We start from the raw sequence: 18746 nt of genomic DNA, 5'->3' as shown, positions 1-18746 counted from the left end.
TCCCCTCCAGTCCCGAAACGCCGCCAGTCCCGAAACGCGGAAGCCTGGGCGGCCGCGACGACCGCCCAGACCTTCGCTTCATGCGCCAGCAGCAGCGGTTATCAGCCGCAGATGATGCTCAGGCTGCTGTTCTCGTGCGGGGTGCAGCCCAGGAGGCTCAGGTTGCTGCCCTGGGTGCCGCCGCCGCCACCGCCGTGGCCGCCGGGGATCTCGAGGGTCTGCAGGTCGAGAAGCGCCATGTGGATCATCTCCCTTGTCTGGATGGTTCATCCGGCACGGAGCCGGAAGTGGGGTTGAGCAGGTCGGGTCGAGCGAGGTGCCGTCAGCCGCAGATGAGGCTGAGGCTGCTGTTCTCGTGCGGGGTGCAGGCGAGCAGGCTCAGGTGGCTGCCGCCACCACCACCGCCGCCGCCACCACCGGTGGGGGCCTCGAGGGTCTGCAGGTCGAGAAGCGCCATTGCGATTCACCTCCTTCCGGGACTGGTCGGGACATGCGACCCGGCGGCGGTACGCAGGGGGACCTGCGCCTGGGACCGTCCGGGGGGCTCAAGGAACGGGAGGCGGACCGGCTCGTCGTGCAGCGCGGTGCCGAGCGCGAACAGCACGCCGGCGCTCCCTGTGGCGAAGTCCATGGACAGGCGGAGCAACTGGGCCCCGGGGAAGGCCAGCCCGCCCTGGTACGGAAGCTCCTGCCAGGCCAGCCGGGCGATCTGTGCCTCGGCGGCCCCGGGGTCGGGGCGCGAGCCGGACGACAGGCAGGCGATCATGCCCGCCCGGCCGGCGAACAGCCCCGACTGGACGTAGTACGGAAGGGTCAGCACCGACCGGATGGCCGCCAGCGACCCCGCGAAGTCGTGTTCGTCGCCGTGGTTGTCGTCGCCGTGGTTGTCGTCGCGGTGGTTGTCGTCGCGGTGGTTGTCGTCGCGGTGGTTGTCGTCACGGTGGTTGTCGTCACGGTGGGCGAGATAGCGGTCGAGCACCAGCCCGATGCCGGCCGACCCCTCGTCCAGGTAGGGGTTGGTCCGCCAGCCCTGCTGCACCTGGAGCTGCCCGTCCTCGCGGCCGACGCACCGGCGCAGGTCCTGGCGCAGCGCGGTGGCCGCGAGGTCGAGCAGACCGGGGTCGCCGGTGCGCTCGTAGGCGTGCAGGAACATCAGGGCGGGCCCCGACGAGCCGTACATCAGCCCCGCGTGCGGATACCTGCCTCCGCTGATCTCGGGGACGTCGTCCGGGCCGCCGATCCGGTCGGCCACCGCGGCGACGACGCGCGCGGCCCGCTCTCGGAACGCCGGCTCGCCGGTCGCGTCGTGTAGGCGCATCAGGGCGAGGGCGACGCCGGACAGGCCGCGGTAGAGGCTGAGGTCGAGCCCCTCCCAGGGCTCCCGCAGGCACCGCTCGGCCACGCCGAGCGCGTCCTCGCGCCGGCCGAGCTCCTCCAGCGCGTACGCCACGCCGTGCAGCCCGTTGTAGAAGCCGATCCCGATGCCGGGCTCCGCCGTCCGCCTGACCAGCCACTCCTCGTGCTCGGGGAAGTGCCCGGCCCCGGTCGCGGCCAGCGCGTGGAGCACGCCGGCCGCGCCGTTGGCGAGGCTCACACCGCCGCCGGGCTCGAACTGGACGATGTCTCCGGGGAACAGCCGGTCGTCGCGCCCCGGCGTCGCCGAGGCGAGGATCGCCGTCGCCAGGGCGTCCCGGAGCGCGGGCCAGCCCTCGGAGAGCTGGCTCGGCTCCGGTCCGGCGGAATGGACGGCGGAGTGCGTGCCGGTCTCGTCGCCGAGGAGTGTCGCCACCGCGCCGTCGATCAGCTCGGGCGGCACCGGGAACGTGTCCTTCACCAGCCTGCCGAGCTGGGCGGCCTTGGGCCGGTGCAGCTGCAGCAGCATGGTGGTCATCGGGGCGAAGATCCCGAGGTGCAGGCAGGCGAGGGCGTACTCGTCGGCCTCGACGCCGGCGAGGCCGCTCGGCGGGACGAAGCCGGGGTTGGCCAGCGTGGGCCGTCTGCGCTCCTCGACCGGCGAGGAGACCTCGAAGTCGATCAGCACCACCCGGTCGCCGTCGACGAGGATGTTGAAGGGGTGCAGGTCGCCGAACACCACGCCGCGCTCGTGCAGGGCCGCGACCGCCGCCCGCACCTTGGCGAGCATCGCGACCGCCCACTCCGCGTAGTCCGTGCTCATCTCCGGCGTGCGGTCGGCCCGCGTGAGGGGGTGCTTCTGCGCGATGAGCTGGCTGAGCGAGGCGCCGTCGACGTACTCCTGCGCGAGGAAGTGGTGCTCCCCGACGGTGAAGTGGCCGTGCAGGCGGGGGACGCAGTCCAGCCCGGCGAGACGCTCCATGATCTCGGCCTCGTGCCGGAGGCGGGTGACCGCGTCGCGTCCCTCCACGTCGAGGCCGGCGTGCGGGCGCGCCTCCTTCAGCACCACCTTCTCGCCGGTGCGCGTGTCGTGCGCGAGGTAGACGCCGCCGCCGTTGGAGAAGTGCAGGACGCTGTCGACCTGGTACGGCACGCCTTCCATGGTCACGGCGTCGCGCGCGGCCAGGTGGGGTTCGAGGAACGCCGGCAGGGACACCCAGGAGGGCAGGGAGAACCCCGGGCCGCGCACGTCGGGGACGAGCTCGCCGTTGGCGTTCTCGATCGCGAGGACCTGCTCGCCGCTCTCGTCGAGGCAGTGGCGCTCGGCGAACCCGCCGTACCGGACGTACATCGGTCCGTCGCCGTAGCGCAGGTCGCTGAGGATGTAGGGGCCCTCGACGCCGTCGAGGACCTCGGCCAGCTCCTTGAGCGTCAGCTCAAGCTGGGCCTCGTCGACCGGATAGACGGTGACCAGCTTGCCGCTCGACCCCCGGAAGGCGTACTTGGAGTTCTGCATGGTCATCACGCGCCGGCCGCGCAGGAACTTGAAGGCCAGCCCGCGGGGCACGCAGTAGTCCCACGCCGCCGCGATCACCCGCTCCGCCTCCTGTACGGAGGAGGAGATGTGGATCTTCCAGCCCTGGGTGGGCAACGTGGCGCCGGCCGGCGCGTAGTGCAGCCACGTTCCGGTCGCGAGATGCGTCCACCCCTCGGGGGTGGGCCGCGCGGCCACGGAGAAATCCGGGTGCTCCGCGCGCTTGCTGTCGAGGGTGTCGTAGAACAAGGGATCTGCGAGGCAGTAAATCTCGTACTTACTAATCACCAGATGTCCCCTTAGGCCGGTCACAAGTAAGAATTCCGGAATTGTGGGGACGGGCCAAGTTACGCCCGTCAACTGCGTCATGTGAAATCTGCACATAACAAACCATGACGCGGTCACGGGTCAGGTGATGACGCTCTCCACGGTCGCCCGGAGGCCGCGGGCGAGGCCGCGGTGAGATCATCTGTCAAACGGCAGGTCAAGTACGCGGAGACGGTGCCGGAGGCGGCGCGGAGTGTTTTGGAGCGGTCCGGCCGCTCAGCGGCGGCTGTTTCCCCTGCTCGGGATCTCGGCGACCAGGCGGAACCAGCCGTCCGGGTCGAGGACCGTTCCCACGGCGCCGTCGAGCGCGGCCGCGCGGGTGCGGAGGTTGTCCAGGCCGTTCCCGGCGCCGGACGGAGTGGAGGGGTCGACGCCGTCGTTGGCCACGGTCAGCGTCACCGTGCCGGCCCTCAGGGCGATCTCGATGACGCACAGGGTCGCGCGGCTGTGCCGCACGACGTTGGTCACGGCCTCGCGCACCATGATGGCGAGCGTCGCGCCGACCTCGTCCGAGAGCTCCGCGTCGGTCGCCTCGATCTTGCAGTCAGTCCCGTACGCGCGGAGCACGGCACGCGCGTTGGCCAGCTCCGACGGCAGCGAGACGTCCTGGAACGAGCGGGTCACGTTGCGGATGTCCGCGGCGGCCTGGCGGATCGCGTGCACCACGTCGGCCAGGGCGGGGCGCAGCGGGTTGTCCTCCTCGGCGAGGCGGTAGGCGAGCTCGCTGCGCAGGGTGGCCAGCCACAGCCGGCTGCTCACCAGGTCGTGCACGTCCCGGCCGAACTGCTCCCGGGCCTCGGCCGCGGCCTGGCGGACGGCCTCGGCCTGCATGACGCGCAGCCGGCGCAGCCGGAGAGTCAGGATCGCCAGCGCGGCGACGGGGAGCGCGCCGAGCGACGTGAGCAGGGCGAGTATCGCGAAGTCAGGCAAGTGACGACCCTCCAGTCATCCTCGCCGTAACATCGGCCTCGCCTTTCGGTACATGCGCTATATCCTTGCATACCTGTCACAAAAGATGGCCACTTCGTTCATGTCGAAGTAAGTTCTAACGTCCGGGGATATAACCCTGTGCGGCCACGCATAAAAACGGGCGTTCGCGAACTGTGAATTCCGGCCATGGACAAATTGCGCTATGTCCCGATTTATCCCACGGGCCGCTTTCCCTGGCCGCTCACTGGGCCCCTCACTGGGCCGCTCAGGCGAGCGATCGGACGGCGGCGCGGAACAGCACCGGCAGCCGCCGGGCGGCCGGCACGATCATCCGCGCCGCCGGAGGGCGCCGCCGGGCCTCCAGCAGCGCGGCGGTGAGCAGCCGGGACCGCCACGACAGGCGCCGCCAGGCGGCCTCGTACTCCTCGGGACGGCCCGCGCTCAGGCAGCCGACCAGCGCGCGGGCCGACAGCAGCGCGAGCGACAGGCCCTCGCCGGTGAGCGCGTCCACATAGCCCGCGGCGTCGCCCACGAGCAGGACCCGGCCGGCCACCCGCCGGCGGACCCGCTGGCGCAGCGGCCCGGCACCGCGCACCGGGGTGGCGGGCGGCCCGTCCAGCCGGGCGAGCAGGTCGGGGAACCCCGCCAGGTGCTCGTGGTATCCCCGCCGCTCGCCGCTCAGCACGGCCACGCCGACGAGGTCGTCGCCCACCGGGGTGACGTACGCCTCGCCGCCCGGCGCCCAGTGCACCTCCACGAAGTCGGTCCACGGCGCCACCCGGTAGTGGCGGCGCAGACCGTACCGGCGGGGGCCGCCCGCGGGCAGGTCCAGCCCGAGGGACGCCCTGATCGGCGAGTGCAGGCCGTCCGCCGCGACCAGCCACCGCGCGCGCAGATCCAGACCGTCCGGGGTGCCGCCGGAGGGCAGCACCCGCGCGTGCACGTCGTCGTCGCCCGCGCGCACACCGGCGACCCGCCCGGAGACCACCCGGACTCCGGCCTCCCGCGTGCGCAGGGCCAGGGCCGCGTGCAGCGCGGTGCGCCGCACGCCGAGCCCGGCGCCGTCCCGGAACTCCGCCTGCACCCGGTGGCGTCCGTCGACATAGCGGATCCCCAGGAACGGCCTGCTCTCCGGCAGCGCGATCTTGAGGTCGATCCCCAGGCCGGCGAGGGCGGCGACGCCCGTGGGCATCAGGCCCTCCCCGCACGCCTTGTCGACCGGGACGGCCCGCGGCTCGACCACGACCGTCTCCAGGCCGGCCAGCGCCGCGTGGATGGCCGTGGCCAGCCCCGCGGGCCCGCCCCCGGCCACCAGTACGTCGATCACCGAGCGTGCCGCAGGGAACCGGGCGCGGATTCGGGAGCGGCGGCGGTCGCGAGGGCGGCGTTCTCGCACCGCAGCCGGACGACCATGAGCGGCACGTTGAGCAGGGTGAAGGCCAGCGCGGTCAGCCACGCGGAGTGCACGAGCGGCAGGGCCGCGCCCTCCACCGCCACGGCGACGTAGTTGGGGTGCCGCAGCCACCCGAACCGGTACGGCCCGCGCGTCACGAGAGGCAGGCCGGGCACGACGATGACCTGGGTGTTCCACTGGCGGCCGAGGCTCGTGACACACCACCAGCGCAGCGCCTGCGCGGCCACGACGAGCGCCAGCATCGGCCAGCCCAGGGCCGGGACGAACGGCCGGTCCGCCAGCGCCGCCTCCAGCAGGCACCCGGCGAGCAGGCCGGTGTGCAGGGCCACCATCCAGGGATAGTGCCCGGCGCCGTACAGCACCCCGCCGCGCTCCATGCTCCAGCGGGCGTTGCGGCGCGCGACGAACAGCTCCGCGAGGCGTTCCACGCCGACGAGCGCGACGAGCACCGCGTACCAGGGCGACATCGGTCCCCTCCATCCCTTTCGGCCGGCTTCAGCCGGCCCCCCTTCACCAGTGCCTTCACCAGCGCAGCAGGACGAGCTCGGAGCAGAATCCCGGGCCCATCGCCAGGAGCATCCCCGGGGTGCCCGGCGGTGGCGGCCGCAGGGCCAGGGTGTCCCGCAGCACGTGCAGCACGGACGCGGACGACAGGTTGCCGATGGCGGCGAGCGAGCGCCAGGTGAGGTCGAGCGCGCCCTCCGGCAGCGCGAGCGTCTCCGCGACCGCCTCCAGCACCTTGGGGCCGCCGGGATGGCACACCCACGCGGTGATGTCGCCGATGTCCAGGCCATGGTCGCCGAGGAACCCGCCCACGTCCCCGGCGAGGTGGGTGCGCACCACGTCGGGCACCCCGGCGTCGAGGACGACCCGGAACCCGCTGTCGCGGACGTCCCACCCCATCACCCGTTCCGAGTCCGGGTAGAGGCGGCTGCGCGTGGCGACGACGGCCGGGCCCGGCCCTCCCCCGGGGATGTCACGGCCGGGAATCTCACGGTCGTCGCCGCACGCGACTACGGCGGCGGCGCCGTCCCCGAACAGCGCGCCCGCGACGAGGTTGGCCGTGGAGGAGTCGTCGCGCTGGAGGGTGAGGGAGCACAACTCGACCGAGAGCAGCACCGCCACATGGCCGGGCCATCCGCGCAGGTAGTCGTGCAGCCGGGCGATGCCCGCCGCCCCCGCCACGCAGCCGAGGCCGAACACCGGCACCCGCTTCACGTCGGGACGCAGCCCGATGCGGTTGGCCAGCCGGGCGTCCAGGGACGGCGCGGCGACGCCGGTGACCGACGTACACATGATCATGTCGACGTCCGCCGGGGTGAGGCCGGCGGCGTCGAGCGCACCGGTCACGGCCTCCGCGCCCAGGTCGAGGGCGGCCTCGATGAACAGGTCGTTGGCCATGCCGAAGCCGTCGAGCTTGCCGTACCGGTCGAGCGGCTGCACGAGGTTGCGGTGCTCCACCCGCGCGCTCGCGTGCAGCCTGTCGAGGAGCCGGCGGTCGGCGCCCGGAGGGAGGCAGACCCTCGCCAGCGTGTCCGTGATCTCCTGCTGGGAGTGGCGATGGGGAGGAAGGACACCATGGACGGCCGCGATCCGCGTCATCTCACATCCCACTGGCTGGCGGAGGAAGCTACCTGCACTCTTGCCCGTCCGGGCGGCTCACATACCTCCCAACCCGGATCATCCGGTTACGCTCGTGACGATGACCTGCTCCAGAGCACTCCCCGGCGACGGGCCGCGGCAGGTGGCCGGGCTGGCCCGCGCGTGCCATCCGGGCCCGGCCGTCGCGGTGACGGTCCTGGTCACGGCGCTCACGGTGCTCGCCGGGCACGGGCTCGCCGGGCGCGGCCTCGCGGGGGCGGCGGCGGTGGCGCTCGCCGTGCTGACCGGCCAGCTCTCGGTGGGCTGGTGCAACGACGCCGTGGACGCCGCCAGGGACGCCACGGCCGGGCGGACCGGCAAGCCCATCGTCGCCGGCCTGGTCACCGCGCGTACGGTGCGCGCCGCGGCCCTCACGGCGCTGGCGGCGTGCGTGCCGCTCTCGCTCGCCTGCGGGCCGCTGCCGGCCGCGGCGCACCTGCTCGCCGTCGCCGCGGCCTGGGCCTACAACCTGTGGCTGAAGGGCACGGCCGCGTCGTGGGCGCCGTACGCGATCGGGTTCGGCGCCGTGCCGGTGTTCGTTGCGGCGGGCATGCCGGGCGGTCATGGCGGCCCGCCCCTGCCCGCGTGGTGGGCCGTGCTCGCGGCGGCGCTGCTCGGCTGCGGAGCGCACCTCGGCAACGTGTTGCCCGACATCGAGGCGGACCTGGCGACGGGCGTGCGGGGCTGGCCCCAGCGGCTCGGCGCCGCCCGGGTCAGGGCGCTGATGCCGGTGCCGCCGCTGGCGGCGTCCCTGCTGCTGGTCGTCGCACCACCGGGCCCGCCCGGCCCGGCGGAGTGGCTCGCCCTCGCCGGAGTGGCCGGGTGCGCGGCGGCCGGCCTGTCACTCGGCCGGCGTCTGCCCAGGGCTCCCTTCGCCGCCGCCATCGCCGCCGCCGGGATCGACGTGCTGCTCCTCGCCGCCACGGGCGCCGGCGTCGCCGCCCCCTGACTCGCTCACGACCGGGTGTGGTTTCGGAGTGCCCTTGTACAGAGAGGAGAGGCTCCCGCACATGACGTTCGACGAGCCGACCCACACGATCGTGAAGGGGACGCCGTTGACTTCCCTGCCGACGCCGTCGCTGCAGAAATCGGGCCGGATCTCGTCGGAGAGGATCCTCTGGCTATCGGCGGGAGCGTCGAGCTGCGCTCTTCTCAGCAGCCAGCAGACTCCGGTGCCGATCACCGCGTCGAGGTCCTTGCGGACGACCGCGACCACGCCGATCGACCACGGGGTGCGGTTGTGGTGGTACACCCCGATCGCCAGGTGGCCGGTCTCGTAGGCACACTCCGCCACGTCGTTGACCGCGTTCACCCTGGCGACGAGTGTTTCGAGCCCGCCACGGAACTCGTTGAACTTTTCGGAGCGGCCCTCGGGGACGAAGCCGAGGACCTCCTCGACCAGGCCCGCGAAGCTGAGGCAGGGATTCTGTGTGATCAGACCGACCCCGTCCGCCGCCGGGAAACGGGGGAGCTGGGACTTCGCCCTGGACTCCGGGACGGGACAGACCGGGCCTTTGGCCTCCTTGGACTTCTTCGGCCCCTGAACGTGCTCCTTCTCGGTCTTCGTGGGGTTCGGCGAGTCGCCGAACTCCTCGCCCGGACACGCCGTGGCGAGAAGGGAGAGAGACAGGAGGACGACCAGGAACCCGCGTGTGACGGACCGGCCGGCGGCGAACGGTGCAACAGGAAATGAGCGACGCATCGGGCTGCCCCCACCGATATCCGGGTCTACTTGCCGCCGTCACATCGTCATCCGGGCCGGCCATCGGAACGGCGTCACGGTTCGGTCAGCGGACCGTAAGGCGGTCAGGGCAGCGCGGCGGTGACGGCCTTGCTCGTCCTGACCAGGTTCTGAGCGAGATCCGCGAGCGGGCGTACGGCCTCGACCGGTGAGCACACGGCGGCGACCAACGCGCCATCCCTGTCCAGCACGGGGGCCGCCACGCAGGAGACGCCTGACGTGTTCTCCTCACGGTCGAAGGCGACACCCGTGCCACGGATTCTCGTGGCGTCCCTCCGCCATTCCGTCGGCTCCAGCGTCAGCCCGGAGGCCTCCCGTGACCAGGCCGTCAGCACCTTCGCGACCGCCGTCGGCCAGTCCAGCACCGCACCCGGGTGCGGGGGAGAGAAGTACGGGATCCGGCCCGGTGCACCTCCGACCGCTATCGTCTGGCCGCCGGACAGCAGGCACAGCCAGATCGCGGCCTCCGTCGCCCGGACGAAGTTGCGCATCGGCGCTCGAGCCGCCTTGTCCAGCGACGGCTCCGGCCGCCAGACGTGGCCCAATCTGCGCATCCGTGGTCCTATCCGGTAGCGCGGACCACGCTTTTCCACGGCACCCATGACGGTCAGCTGTTCGAGCAGCCGATAGGCCGTCGCCTTGGGAAGGCCGCTGTCCGCCGCCAGCCGGGTCAGGCCCGCCTCCTGGACCCGTTCCAGAGCGTCCAGCAGGGCGAAGGCGCCTTCGAGGACGCCGCGTCCGCCGACAGGCCGTGTGTCGTCGCCTCCGCCGGGTGCCGAACCGAGCACCGCATCACCGATCCCTCTCTCTCGCCCATTGTGTTCGTTCAGGGGAAGTCGCGCCAGAGCGGGGCCGGGGTCCTGGCGGGCCTCGGGCAGTGCGTCAGCCGAGGACGCAGAACCAGCGTCCCGCCTCGGTCCACACCTCCGCGCGGCGGAAGCCCGCACGCCGGGCGAGCGGGCCGATGCCGTCCGCCCCGACGCGGGCCCAGGCGAACCACCCGGTGGCCGTGTCGTCCCGGCGCAGCCTGACCCGCTCGGACCGGGTGGCGGTGCCGGGAGGGCCGAGCTCGGCGACGACCTCGCCACCGGGCCGCAGCAGCTCGCGGGCCCGCCGCAGCAGGGCCTCGGGGTCCCCGCCGATGCCGATGTTGCCGTCGGCCAGCAGCACCGTCGCCCAGCGCCCGCCGCCCGGCACGTGCCCGAACACGTCACGGCACAGGGCCCGCCCGCCGGCCAGGCGGGTGAGGCGCACGGCCCGGGGGGTGACGTCGATGCCGAGCGCCCGCACCCCGCGCCTGGTCAGCGCCACGGTGAGCCGCCCGGGTCCGGAGCCCACGTCGAGCGTGGGGTCGCCGCAGCGGGCCAGCATGGCCTCGTCCCCTTCGGCGCCGTCGAGCCAGCGCCACGACTCCAGCGGCCACGTCCTGCCGTCTGCCGCCTCGACGTCGACCCGCGCGCCGTCCAGCGACTCGGCGTAGAGGGGGCCGATCACGCCGGGACGTCCGCGCCGAGGGCCGCCAGCGCCGCCGCGAACCGCGAGGAGGGGGCCCGCTCAGCCACCGCGCGGGCGTCGGCGGCGGTGTCCACGTCGGTCAGCTCGGGCAGCAGGGCGGTCCGCAGGCCCGCCTCCCGGATCCGGCGGAGCAGCAGCGCCCCCGTGTCGGAGCGCGACATCGGCAGCCCGGAAAGCAGCCCGGAGAGCAGCGCGGGATCGGGTCCGCGCTGCCCGAGCAGCCAGAACCCGCCGTCGGCGGCCGGGCCGACCACCACGTCGTGCTCGTCCAGCAGCCGTCCCGCCTCGGCCAGCAGGCCCGGGGTGACCTGCGGGGTGTCCATGCCGATCAGCACGGCCGGCGCCGGGCAGGCCGCCCGGGCGTCGTCGAAGGCGTGCGCCAGCCGCTCCGCGAGGCCGTCCCCCCGCTGCGGGACCACGTCGTACCCGGCGGGCAGCCAGGGCCCGGGCTCGCCGAGCAGGGCCAGCACCCGGCGCGCCGCCGGAGCGGCGGCGACCGCCGCCAGCGTGTCGCGCAGCGCCGCCTCCGCGAGCGCGGCGGCCTGGCGGGGCGTGTACGGCGGGGTCAGCCGCGTCTTGACCCTCCCCGGCCTGGGCGCCTTCGCGATGACGATGATCTGCGGGGGGATCTGCGGGGGGATCTGCGGGGGGATCTGCGGGGGGACGCGCGCGGGCTGTGTCACGCGGCCGCCCGCCACATGTCGCGGACCGTCCGCGCGGTGCCGAGAACGGTGCCGGTGACCTTGGACCGGCCGACGCGCGGCAGGTAGTCGACCTCGACCTCGCCGATGCGCCAGCCCGCCTCGCTCGCCCGGAGCACCATCTCCAGGGGATAGCCGAACCGGCGGTCGCGCAGGCCCAGGCCGAGCAGCGCCGTACGGCGGGCCGCGCGCATCGGCCCGAGGTCGTGCAGCGCGGCGCCGGTGCGGTGGCGCAGCCGCCAGGCCAGCAGCCGGTTGCCCAGGCGGGCGTGCGCGGGCCACGCCCCGCGGGCGACGGGCCGGCGGCGGCCCAGCACCAGGTCGGCGGTGCCCTCCAGCACGCCCTCCGCGACGTACGGCAACTGCCGCGGGTCGAGCGAGGCGTCGGCGTCCATGAAGCAGACGACGGGCGCGGTCGCGGCCGTGAGACCCGCGTGGCAGGCGGCGCCGAAGCCGGGAACGGACTCGGTCACGACGAGCGCGCCGTGCCGGGCGGCGACCTCGGCCGACCCGTCGGTGGACCCGTTGTCGACCACGATGGCCCGGCAGCCGTCCGGCATCCGGCCGAGCACCCAGGGCAGGGCCTCCGCCTCGTCGAGGCAGGGAAGCACCACATCGATCTTCATGCCGCCGACGGTAGGGCCGCCCGGGCCGCTCAGTTCTTACGAAGTGACTACGTGACGGGGGCCCACCGCTCCGAAGTGCCTAGCCTGTGGGTCGTGATCACACGACGTGGCCTGCCGGTGGCCTGGGCCGGCCTGGTGGCGGCCGCGTTCGCGGTGGGCGGGGTGCTGCACGCGCGCGGGGTGCTGTCCATCGACCATCTGCCGCCGCTGCACGCGCTCGCCCGGCGGCCCACGGCGGCGAGCGCGGCCGCGCTCGTTCCGGCGGCCGTGTTCGCCGCCGTCGCGGTGCCCGTGCTGCCCCGGCTGACCGCGCACCTGCCCCTGCGGGCGGCGTTCGCGGCGGCCTTCGGCGTGTCGCTCGCGTGGACCGTCCTGCTGGCGGTGTCCGGGGAGGGGCTGGCGTGGCCGTTCACCCATCCCCAGGAGTACCCGGCCGTGCTGGGAGCGGTGGGCGACGACCCGCTCGGCTGGCTGGCCGGGTTCACCCGCGACCTGCCGGCCTACCCGACGCACGTGCGGGGACACCCGCCGCTGCCGGTGCTGGTGCTGTGGGCACTGGCCGCCGCCGGGCTGCCGGGACCGTTCTGGGCCGCCGTCCTCGTCGTCGTCGTCGGATGCTCGGCCACGGTCGCGATCGGGCTGGCGGTGCGGCGCGTCTCGGGAGAGGAGGCGGCCCGGCGGGCGCTGCCGTACCTCGCCCTGTCTCCGGCGGCGGTGTGGATCGCGACGACGATGGACGCGTTCTTCGCGGGAGCGGGGGCGTGGGGGACGGCGCTGCTGCTGCTCGCGCTGCCGGGCGCCGGCGGATCACGCGGGCGGGTGGGCCGGGTCGCGCTCGGCCTCGGGGCGGGGCTGGCCCTGGGCGCGCTGCCGTACCTGAGTTATGGCCTGGTGCCGTATCTGCTCATCCCCCTCGCCGGGGCGGCCGTCGTGCTTCGAGAGACAGCTGTGCTTCGAGAGACAGTCGTGCTTCGAGATACAGGGGCGCGGGCGGCGCGGGCGGCACGGGCGGCCGTGCTCGCCTGCCTGGCCGGGATGGCCGGGGTGAGCGCGCTGTTCGCCGCCGGAGGCTTCTGGTGGCCCGACGGAGTCGCCGCCACACACGCCGAGTGGGCGGCCGATCCCGGGGCGGCCCGGCCGTACCTGTACTTCCTGTTCGCCAACCTTGCCGTGCTCGCCCTGGTCACGGGACCCGCCACCGCCACCGGGCTCGCCGCGCCCCGGCTGCCGGAGGGCCCGTCGGTGGGGTCGTCGGCGGGGCGGGTCCTGCCCGTGGCCGCGCTCGTCGCGGTGCTGGCCCTCGACCTCAGCGGAGTCACCCGGGGCGAGGTGGAGCGCATCTGGCTGCCCTACACATTGTGGATCACCGCCGCGGCCGGGCGCATGGGGGACCGCCGCCTGCTCGCCGCGCAGGCGCTGACGGGCCTGCTGCTGCAGGGACTCGTCCGGTCGCCCTGGTGAGTCCCGCTGGTGACCCCGGCCCGTTTCCGCCGCGCGAACGCGGGCAGTCAGGACGTATGCCGCTGCTTGACACCACGCTGCTTCTGCTGCTGGAGGGTTATGCCTGGCTGCCGGCCCGGTGGCGGGAGGCCCAGGGGGAGATGATCCGGACCCGGCTCCTCGGCCAGCGCGCCGTGGTGCTGCGCGGGCCCGACGCCGTCCGCTTCTTCTACGACGACAACCACGTCCAGCGCGCCCCCGCGCTGCCCGAGCCGATCAAGAGCACACTGTTCGGCCACGGAGCCGTGCACAGTCTCGACCAGGCCGCGCACCGGGCGCGCAAGGCCATGTTCATGGGGCTGATGACCCCCGAGAGCGTCGCCTCCCTCGTACGGGAGACCACCGCCGCCTGGGACGAGGCGGTGGCGGCGTGGCCCGGCAGGGGCGAGGTCGTGCTCTTCGACGAGGCCGCCCGTGTCCTGACCACGGGGGTGTGCCGCTGGGCGGGCATCCCTCTCGGTGAGGAGGAGGCCGGCCCGCTCGCCGCGGACCTGGTCGCGATGGTCGACGGCTTCGGCTCGCCCGGCGCCCGGCACTGGCGGGCCCGCGGCGCCCGGGCCCGGCGGGAGGCGTGGCTCGCGGAGATCGTCGAGCAGGTGCGGCGTGGCGGCTCGCGGGTGCCCCCCACCTCGGCGCCCACCTCGGCGCTCGGCGTGGTCGCCGCTCACCAGGAGCCGGACGGGGAGCCGCTCGCGCCCCGGCTCGCGGCGGTCGAACTGCTCAACCTGGTGCGTCCCACCGTCGCCGTGGCCTGGTTCCTCACGTTCGCCGCGCACGCCATGCACCACTGGCCGGTCACCCGGGTCCGCCTGAACGACGATCTGGACGGCACCTACGCCGAGGCGTTCGCGCATGAGGTGCGGCGCTTCTATCCCTTCGTCCCGTTCGTCGCGGGGAAGGCGGTCAAGGACCTCACCTGGAAGGGCGAGCCGATCCTGGCCGACTGGCTCGTGCTGCTGGACGTCTGGGGGCAGAACCACGACCCCGCCCTCTGGCCGAACCCGTGCTCGTTCGACCCGCGGCGGTTCGTCGGGCGGGAGATCGGGCCGTACGACCTGATCCCGCAGGGCGGGGGCGATCCGGCGGCCGGGCACCGGTGCCCGGGGGAGCCGGTCGCCGTGGGCCTGCTGGAGGCGCTCGCGCCACGGCTGGCCGGGCTGGACCACACCCTGCCTCCGCAGGACCTCACCGTCTCGCCGTACCGGATCCCGGCCAGGGTGACCAGCGGTTTCGTGCTGTCGCCCGGGGGCGCGGCCGTCCCCCGCGAGCCGGTGGTCCCACGGGCGGCCGCACCGTCGGTCGCACGGTCGGCCGCACGGCCGCGCCCCCGGGTTCACCCCTTGTAGTTGAACACCTGGCGCAGCGTGTTCCGGACCTCGACGAGGTCCTTCTGGTCCGCCATCACCTGGTCGATGGGCTTGTACGCCTCGGGGTGCTCGTCGACCAGGGCGGCGGCCCGGTCGGCGTTCCAGGTCCGGCCGCGCATCGCCTCCCGCAGCGACGCCGCGGACAGCTCGCGCTTGGCCCGGGACCGCGACATCCGGCGCCCCGCGCCGTGGGAGCAGGAGTGGTACGACAGCGGGTTTCCGCGCCCGCGGACGATGTAGGAGCGGGTGCCCATCGAGCCCGGGATCACGCCCTCGTCCCCGGTGTCCGCCTTGATCGCCCCCTTGCGGGTGATCCACAGATCCCTGCCCTCGTGGGTCTCCATCTGGGTGAAGTTGTGGTGGCAGTTGATGGTCCGGACCCGGGAGCCGGAGCCGACGACGCGGAACAGCCCCTCGCCCAGCACCCGGTCCATCCGCGCCCGCGACGCCATCGCGTACCGCTGCGCCCACAGCATGTCCTCGACGTACGCCGTGAACTCGGGGGTGCCCTGGGTGAAGTAGGCGAGGTCGGGGTCCTCCAGCCCGATCTCCATGCGCCGCATGAGCTGCTTCGCGCCCTTGATGTGCGCGGTCGCGAGCTGGTTCCCGATGCCGCGCGAGCCCGAGTGGAGCACCGTCCACACCCGGTCGCGCTCGTCGAGGCAGACCTCCACGAAGTGGTTGCCCGATCCGAGGGTCCCGAACTGGCAGGCCACGGTGGTCTCCTGCTTGGGTGTGAGACCGGTGTGCGGCCGGCCCAGTTCGCCGAGGGCGCGGTCCACCGCGCGGTCGGTGTGCCCCTTGCCCACCCCCGCCGGGATACGCCGCTCCACCACCCGCATCAGCGCATCCAGCGAGTCGGGCAGGTCGGCGGCGGTGAGCGTGGTCTCGGTCGCGACCATGCCGCAGCCGATGTCCACCCCGACGGCGGACGGGATGATCGCGCCCTCGGTGGGGATGACGGAGCCGACCGTCGCGCCGATGCCCACGTGCGCGTCCGGCATGAGCGCGACGTGCCCCGGCACGAACGGCAGGCGCGCCGCCCGGGCGGCCTGGACGACCGTGCCGTCGTCGATCTCACTCGCCCAGGACAGCACCTTGGGGGCGATGTGCTTCGGCATCGTGGTTCTCCTCCTCGGTCGGGATCCACAGCGGGATCCGCAGCGGGATCCAGCGGGATCCACGCCGAGATCCACTGTGCCGGGCGTCGAGCCGGAATCCCAACCGAATTATCGGCAGTGTCGTCGCCGGCAACGCGGGCGGCGGAAAGTCGTTTGCCGCCCTACCCCTCCAGCCCGGATCATGCCGTGATGGGGCGACGCAGTGGGGCCACACGGGGGCCACACGGGGGCCACACGGGGGCCACACGGGGGCCACACGGGGCGACGCGGTGCGACGACTTCCGGCCCCGCGGCCGGACGACGGGAGGCACACGATGAACCACACCTCGGCGAACCACACCTTGGCGAACCACACCTTGGCGAATGACACCGCGACGGCCGTGGGGGCGGCCGCCGCCTTCGTCTGGCTGGGGATGGTGCTCGCGATCTCGTTCCTGGAGGCGCCGCTGAAGTTCCGGGCGCCGGGGGTGACGATCCCGATCGGCCTCGGCATCGGCCGCCTCGTTTTCCGCGCGCTGAACGCGGTCGAGGCCGTGCTGGCGGCCGTCGTGATCGCGGCGGTCGTGATCACGACGGTGGCGTCGGGATCGCCCGCCGCCGTCGTGGTGCTCACCGCCGTCGCCGTGGCCGTCCTGGTGATCCAGCTCGTGCTCGTACGCCCGCCGCTCAACCGGCGGTCCGACCGCGTGCTCGCGGGTGAGGACCCGGCGCGGACGCGGTCGAGGGCCCATCTGTGGTACGTGGCGCTGGAGAGCGTGAAGGTCGTGTCACTGGCCGCCCTGGGGTGGGCCCTGCTGGGGTGACGGGCCCCGGTCAGCGGCGTCAGGGCCGTGACGCGCGGCGGGAACGGCGAGCAGCGGCCGGCACAGCGTGCGATCGAGGCTCCGCCTTGGGGGAATGGCGGCGGCGGAACCGAGGTTGTCGTCGTCGTGACGGCAGGGCTTAGGCTGGTGGCTCTGATGACGGAGGTCCTTTGTGCTGGTTGACTCCTTCGGCCGGGTCGCGACCGATCTGCGAGTGTCGCTGACCGACCGGTGCAACCTGCGGTGCGCGTACTGCATGCCGCCTGAGGGCCTCGACTGGCTGCCCAAGCCCGACCTGCTCACCGGCGAGGAGGTTGTCCGCCTGGTGCGGATCGGCGTGGAGCGACTGGGCATCCGGGAGGTCCGCTTCACCGGCGGCGAGCCGCTGCTCAGACGCGAACTCGTGGACATCGTCACCGCCGCCGCCGCGTTGCGCCCGCGTCCGCAGGTGTCGCTGACCTCGAACGGCATCGGCCTGGCCCGGCTCGCCGAGCCGCTCGCGAGGGCGGGGCTCGACCGCGTCAACATCTCGCTCGACACGCTCGACCGGGAGGTGTTCGCCCGGCTCGCCCATCGCGACCGCCTGCACGATGTGCTGGACGGCCTCGCGGCGGCGGCCGCCGCCGGGCTCACGCCGGTCAAGGTCAACGCGGTGCTGATGCGGGGGATCAACGAGCGCGACGCCGTGCCGCTGCTGCGCCACTGCCTCGACCGGGGATACGAACTGCGCTTCATCGAGCAGATGCCGCTCGACGCCCAGCACGGCTGGCGCCGCGACGACATGGTGACGGCCGACGAGATCCTCGGGCTGCTGAAGGACTCCTTCGACCTCACGGAGGACGATCCGCGCGAGCGCGGCAGCGCCCCCGCCGAGCTGTTCCTGGTGAACGGGGGGCCCGGGAGGGTCGGCGTGATCGGCTCGGTCACCCGCCCGTTCTGCGGCGCCTGCGACCGCGTGCGGATCACCGCGGACGGCCAGGTGCGCAACTGCCTGTTCGCCACCGAGGAGTCCGACCTGCGTACGGCGCTGCGCTCGGGCGCCTCCGACGACGACCTGGCGGCTCGCTGGGTGGCGGCGGTGCGGGGCAAGAAGGCCGGGCACGGCATCGACGACTCCGCCTTCCTCCAGCCGGCCCGGCCGATGTCGGCCATCGGCGGCTGACCGGGGGTCTCCATGCGGCTTTCCGGCACAGACGAGGCGGGCACAGACGATGCGGGCACAGGCGAGGCCGGCGCGGACGAGGCCGGCGGCGGCCCGCCGTACGACGCGGTGATCCTCGCGGGCGGCCGGGCCGAGCGGTTCGGCGGCGCGGACAAACCGGGCGCGCTGGTCGGCGGGGTGCCGCTCGTCGAGCGGGTGGCGGCGGCGGTCCGCGCGGCCCGCACCGTGATCGTGGCAGGCCCGCCCAGGGACCTGCCCGGGGTGGTCTTCACCAGGGAGGACCCGCCGGGCGGCGGGCCGGTCCCCGCGCTGCGCGCCGGGCTCGCCGAGGTGACGTCTCCGTCGGTCGTCCTGCTCGCCGCCGACCTGCCGTTCCTCGAGACCGCCCACGTCGCCGAACTGCTGGCCGTGCTGCGCGGAGACGGCACAGGCGGAACAGTGGGCGGCACGGCCGGAGCGGTGCTCGTCGACGACACGGGCCGGGAGCAGTGGCTCGCCGGGGCGTGGCGGACGGCCGTGCTGCGGGCCGCGCTGGGCGCGTACGGTGGCCGGTCGCTGCGGGGGCTGCTCGGCCCGCTCGCTCCGGTGCCGGTGCGCCTGGCGGCGGGGGCGGCGCCGCCGTGGTTCGACTGCGACAGCATCGAGGATCTCCGCGCGGCCCGCGTCCGGGCCGGCGAACGAAGGGAGCGCGCGTGAACGTGCTGGAGGAGTGGACGGCACGGGTCTGCCGCGAACTCGGCGTCGACCCCGCCCGGGTGGATCGGACCCTGGTGCTCGACCTGACCAGGGATGTCGCGCACGGCGTGGCGCGGCCGGCCGCGCCGCTGACCGCCTACCTGCTCGGGCTCGCGCAGGGAGCCGGCACCGCCGGGCCGGACGCGGCCGGGCTGCTGTCGCGGATGGCGAAGGACTGGGCGGCGGAGACCGCCGAGACCCCGAGCGCCGAGACCCCGAGCGCCGAGACCCCGAGCGCCGAGACCCCGAGCACCGAGACCCCGGGCGATACCTGAC

At 74.0% G+C, this 18746-nt stretch carries 20 protein-coding genes; 7 read left to right on the top strand and 13 right to left on the bottom strand.

Annotated elements, in window-relative coordinates:
- Window positions 1–101: 101 nt before the first annotated feature.
- The 7 genes from OG344_RS28055 to OG344_RS28025 form a co-directional block, all read right to left on the bottom strand.
- A complete protein-coding gene (locus OG344_RS28055) occupies window positions 102–239 on the bottom strand; it encodes a SapB/AmfS family lanthipeptide (protein ID WP_327046258.1) in 138 nt (45 codons plus the stop codon).
- 83 nt (window positions 240–322) lie between these two features.
- Window positions 323–457: a SapB/AmfS family lanthipeptide gene (locus tag OG344_RS28050; protein WP_327046257.1), complete on the bottom strand. Its 135-nt coding sequence runs from the start codon at window positions 455–457 to the stop codon at window positions 323–325.
- Window positions 458–463: 6 nt separating this feature from the next.
- The gene (gene lanKC, locus OG344_RS28045) at window positions 464–3175 is read right to left on the bottom strand and encodes a class III lanthionine synthetase LanKC (protein WP_405085660.1); all 2712 of its coding nucleotides are present in this window, start codon (window positions 3173–3175) and stop codon (window positions 464–466) included.
- Between the two features lie 255 nt (window positions 3176–3430).
- Window positions 3431–4144 (bottom strand): sensor histidine kinase, encoded by a 714-nt coding sequence (locus OG344_RS28040; RefSeq protein WP_405085659.1) that lies wholly within the window; start codon window positions 4142–4144, stop codon window positions 3431–3433.
- 265 nt (window positions 4145–4409) lie between these two features.
- Window positions 4410–5471: an NAD(P)/FAD-dependent oxidoreductase gene (locus OG344_RS28035; protein WP_405085658.1), complete on the bottom strand. Its 1062-nt coding sequence runs from the start codon at window positions 5469–5471 to the stop codon at window positions 4410–4412.
- Window positions 5468–6025, bottom strand: coding sequence for an isoprenylcysteine carboxyl methyltransferase family protein (locus tag OG344_RS28030; protein ID WP_405085657.1), 558 nt, complete (start codon window positions 6023–6025; stop codon window positions 5468–5470). The genes OG344_RS28035 and OG344_RS28030 overlap by 4 nt, the downstream gene beginning before the upstream one ends.
- Window positions 6026–6080: 55 nt before the next feature.
- Window positions 6081–7160, bottom strand: a complete 1080-nt coding sequence (locus OG344_RS28025) for a type III polyketide synthase (protein WP_405085656.1) — start codon at window positions 7158–7160, stop codon at window positions 6081–6083.
- Window positions 7161–7260: 100 nt separating this feature from the next.
- Between OG344_RS28025 and OG344_RS28020 the strand changes: the two genes are divergently transcribed.
- On the top strand, window positions 7261–8148 hold the full coding sequence (locus OG344_RS28020; RefSeq protein WP_405085655.1) for a UbiA family prenyltransferase: 888 nt from the start codon (window positions 7261–7263) through the stop codon (window positions 8146–8148).
- Here OG344_RS28020 and OG344_RS28015 read toward each other — a convergent pair.
- The 5 genes from OG344_RS28015 to OG344_RS27995 all read right to left on the bottom strand — a co-directional run bounded on the left by OG344_RS28015 (window position 8041) and on the right by OG344_RS27995 (window position 11782).
- The gene (locus tag OG344_RS28015; protein WP_405085654.1) at window positions 8041–8901 is read right to left on the bottom strand and encodes a hypothetical protein; all 861 of its coding nucleotides are present in this window, start codon (window positions 8899–8901) and stop codon (window positions 8041–8043) included. The genes OG344_RS28020 and OG344_RS28015 overlap by 108 nt on opposite strands.
- 104 nt (window positions 8902–9005) lie before the next feature.
- Entirely contained in the window at window positions 9006–9728 is a 723-nt protein-coding gene (locus OG344_RS28010) for an IclR family transcriptional regulator (protein ID WP_405085653.1), read from the bottom strand.
- 94 nt (window positions 9729–9822) lie between these two features.
- Window positions 9823–10434 (bottom strand): methyltransferase domain-containing protein, encoded by a 612-nt coding sequence (locus OG344_RS28005; protein WP_405085652.1) that lies wholly within the window; start codon window positions 10432–10434, stop codon window positions 9823–9825.
- Entirely contained in the window at window positions 10431–11138 is a 708-nt protein-coding gene (locus OG344_RS28000) for a TIGR04282 family arsenosugar biosynthesis glycosyltransferase (RefSeq protein WP_405085651.1), read from the bottom strand. The genes OG344_RS28005 and OG344_RS28000 overlap by 4 nt, the downstream gene beginning before the upstream one ends.
- The gene (locus OG344_RS27995) at window positions 11135–11782 is read right to left on the bottom strand and encodes a glycosyltransferase family 2 protein (protein WP_327046246.1); all 648 of its coding nucleotides are present in this window, start codon (window positions 11780–11782) and stop codon (window positions 11135–11137) included. Before OG344_RS27995 ends, OG344_RS28000 begins: the two co-directional genes overlap by 4 nt.
- A gap of 93 nt (window positions 11783–11875) precedes the next feature.
- On the opposite strand from OG344_RS27995, the gene OG344_RS27990 reads away from it, so the two are divergent.
- Window positions 11876–13243, top strand: coding sequence for a hypothetical protein (locus OG344_RS27990; RefSeq protein ID WP_405085650.1), 1368 nt, complete (start codon window positions 11876–11878; stop codon window positions 13241–13243).
- Between the two features lie 56 nt (window positions 13244–13299).
- Window positions 13300–14628: a cytochrome P450 gene (locus OG344_RS27985; RefSeq protein ID WP_405085649.1), complete on the top strand. Its 1329-nt coding sequence runs from the start codon at window positions 13300–13302 to the stop codon at window positions 14626–14628.
- On the opposite strand, the gene OG344_RS27980 is transcribed toward OG344_RS27985, so the two are convergent.
- The gene (locus OG344_RS27980; protein ID WP_405085648.1) at window positions 14616–15770 is read right to left on the bottom strand and encodes an RtcB family protein; all 1155 of its coding nucleotides are present in this window, start codon (window positions 15768–15770) and stop codon (window positions 14616–14618) included. The two genes, OG344_RS27985 and OG344_RS27980, sit on opposite strands and share 13 nt — an antisense overlap.
- A gap of 314 nt (window positions 15771–16084) precedes the next feature.
- Here OG344_RS27980 and OG344_RS27975 point away from each other — a divergent pair, with 314 nt between their 5' ends.
- From OG344_RS27975 to OG344_RS27960, 4 genes are all read left to right on the top strand, one after another.
- A complete protein-coding gene (locus OG344_RS27975; protein ID WP_405085647.1) occupies window positions 16085–16573 on the top strand; it encodes a hypothetical protein in 489 nt (162 codons plus the stop codon).
- A 172-nt stretch (window positions 16574–16745) separates the two neighbouring features.
- Window positions 16746–17735 (top strand): GTP 3',8-cyclase MoaA, encoded by a 990-nt coding sequence (gene moaA / locus OG344_RS27970; protein ID WP_405085646.1) that lies wholly within the window; start codon window positions 16746–16748, stop codon window positions 17733–17735.
- A gap of 12 nt (window positions 17736–17747) precedes the next feature.
- The gene (locus OG344_RS27965; RefSeq protein ID WP_405085645.1) at window positions 17748–18431 is read left to right on the top strand and encodes a molybdenum cofactor guanylyltransferase; all 684 of its coding nucleotides are present in this window, start codon (window positions 17748–17750) and stop codon (window positions 18429–18431) included.
- Entirely contained in the window at window positions 18428–18745 is a 318-nt protein-coding gene (locus OG344_RS27960; protein ID WP_405085644.1) for a DUF6457 domain-containing protein, read from the top strand. Before OG344_RS27965 ends, OG344_RS27960 begins: the two co-directional genes overlap by 4 nt.
- Window position 18746 lies beyond the last annotated feature (1 nt).

Source organism: Microbispora sp. NBC_01389 (genome assembly GCF_045040095.1).
In the GTDB taxonomy this organism is placed as follows: domain Bacteria; phylum Actinomycetota; class Actinomycetes; order Streptosporangiales; family Streptosporangiaceae; genus Microbispora.
This window is presented reverse-complemented; position numbering and strand designations above follow the sequence as displayed.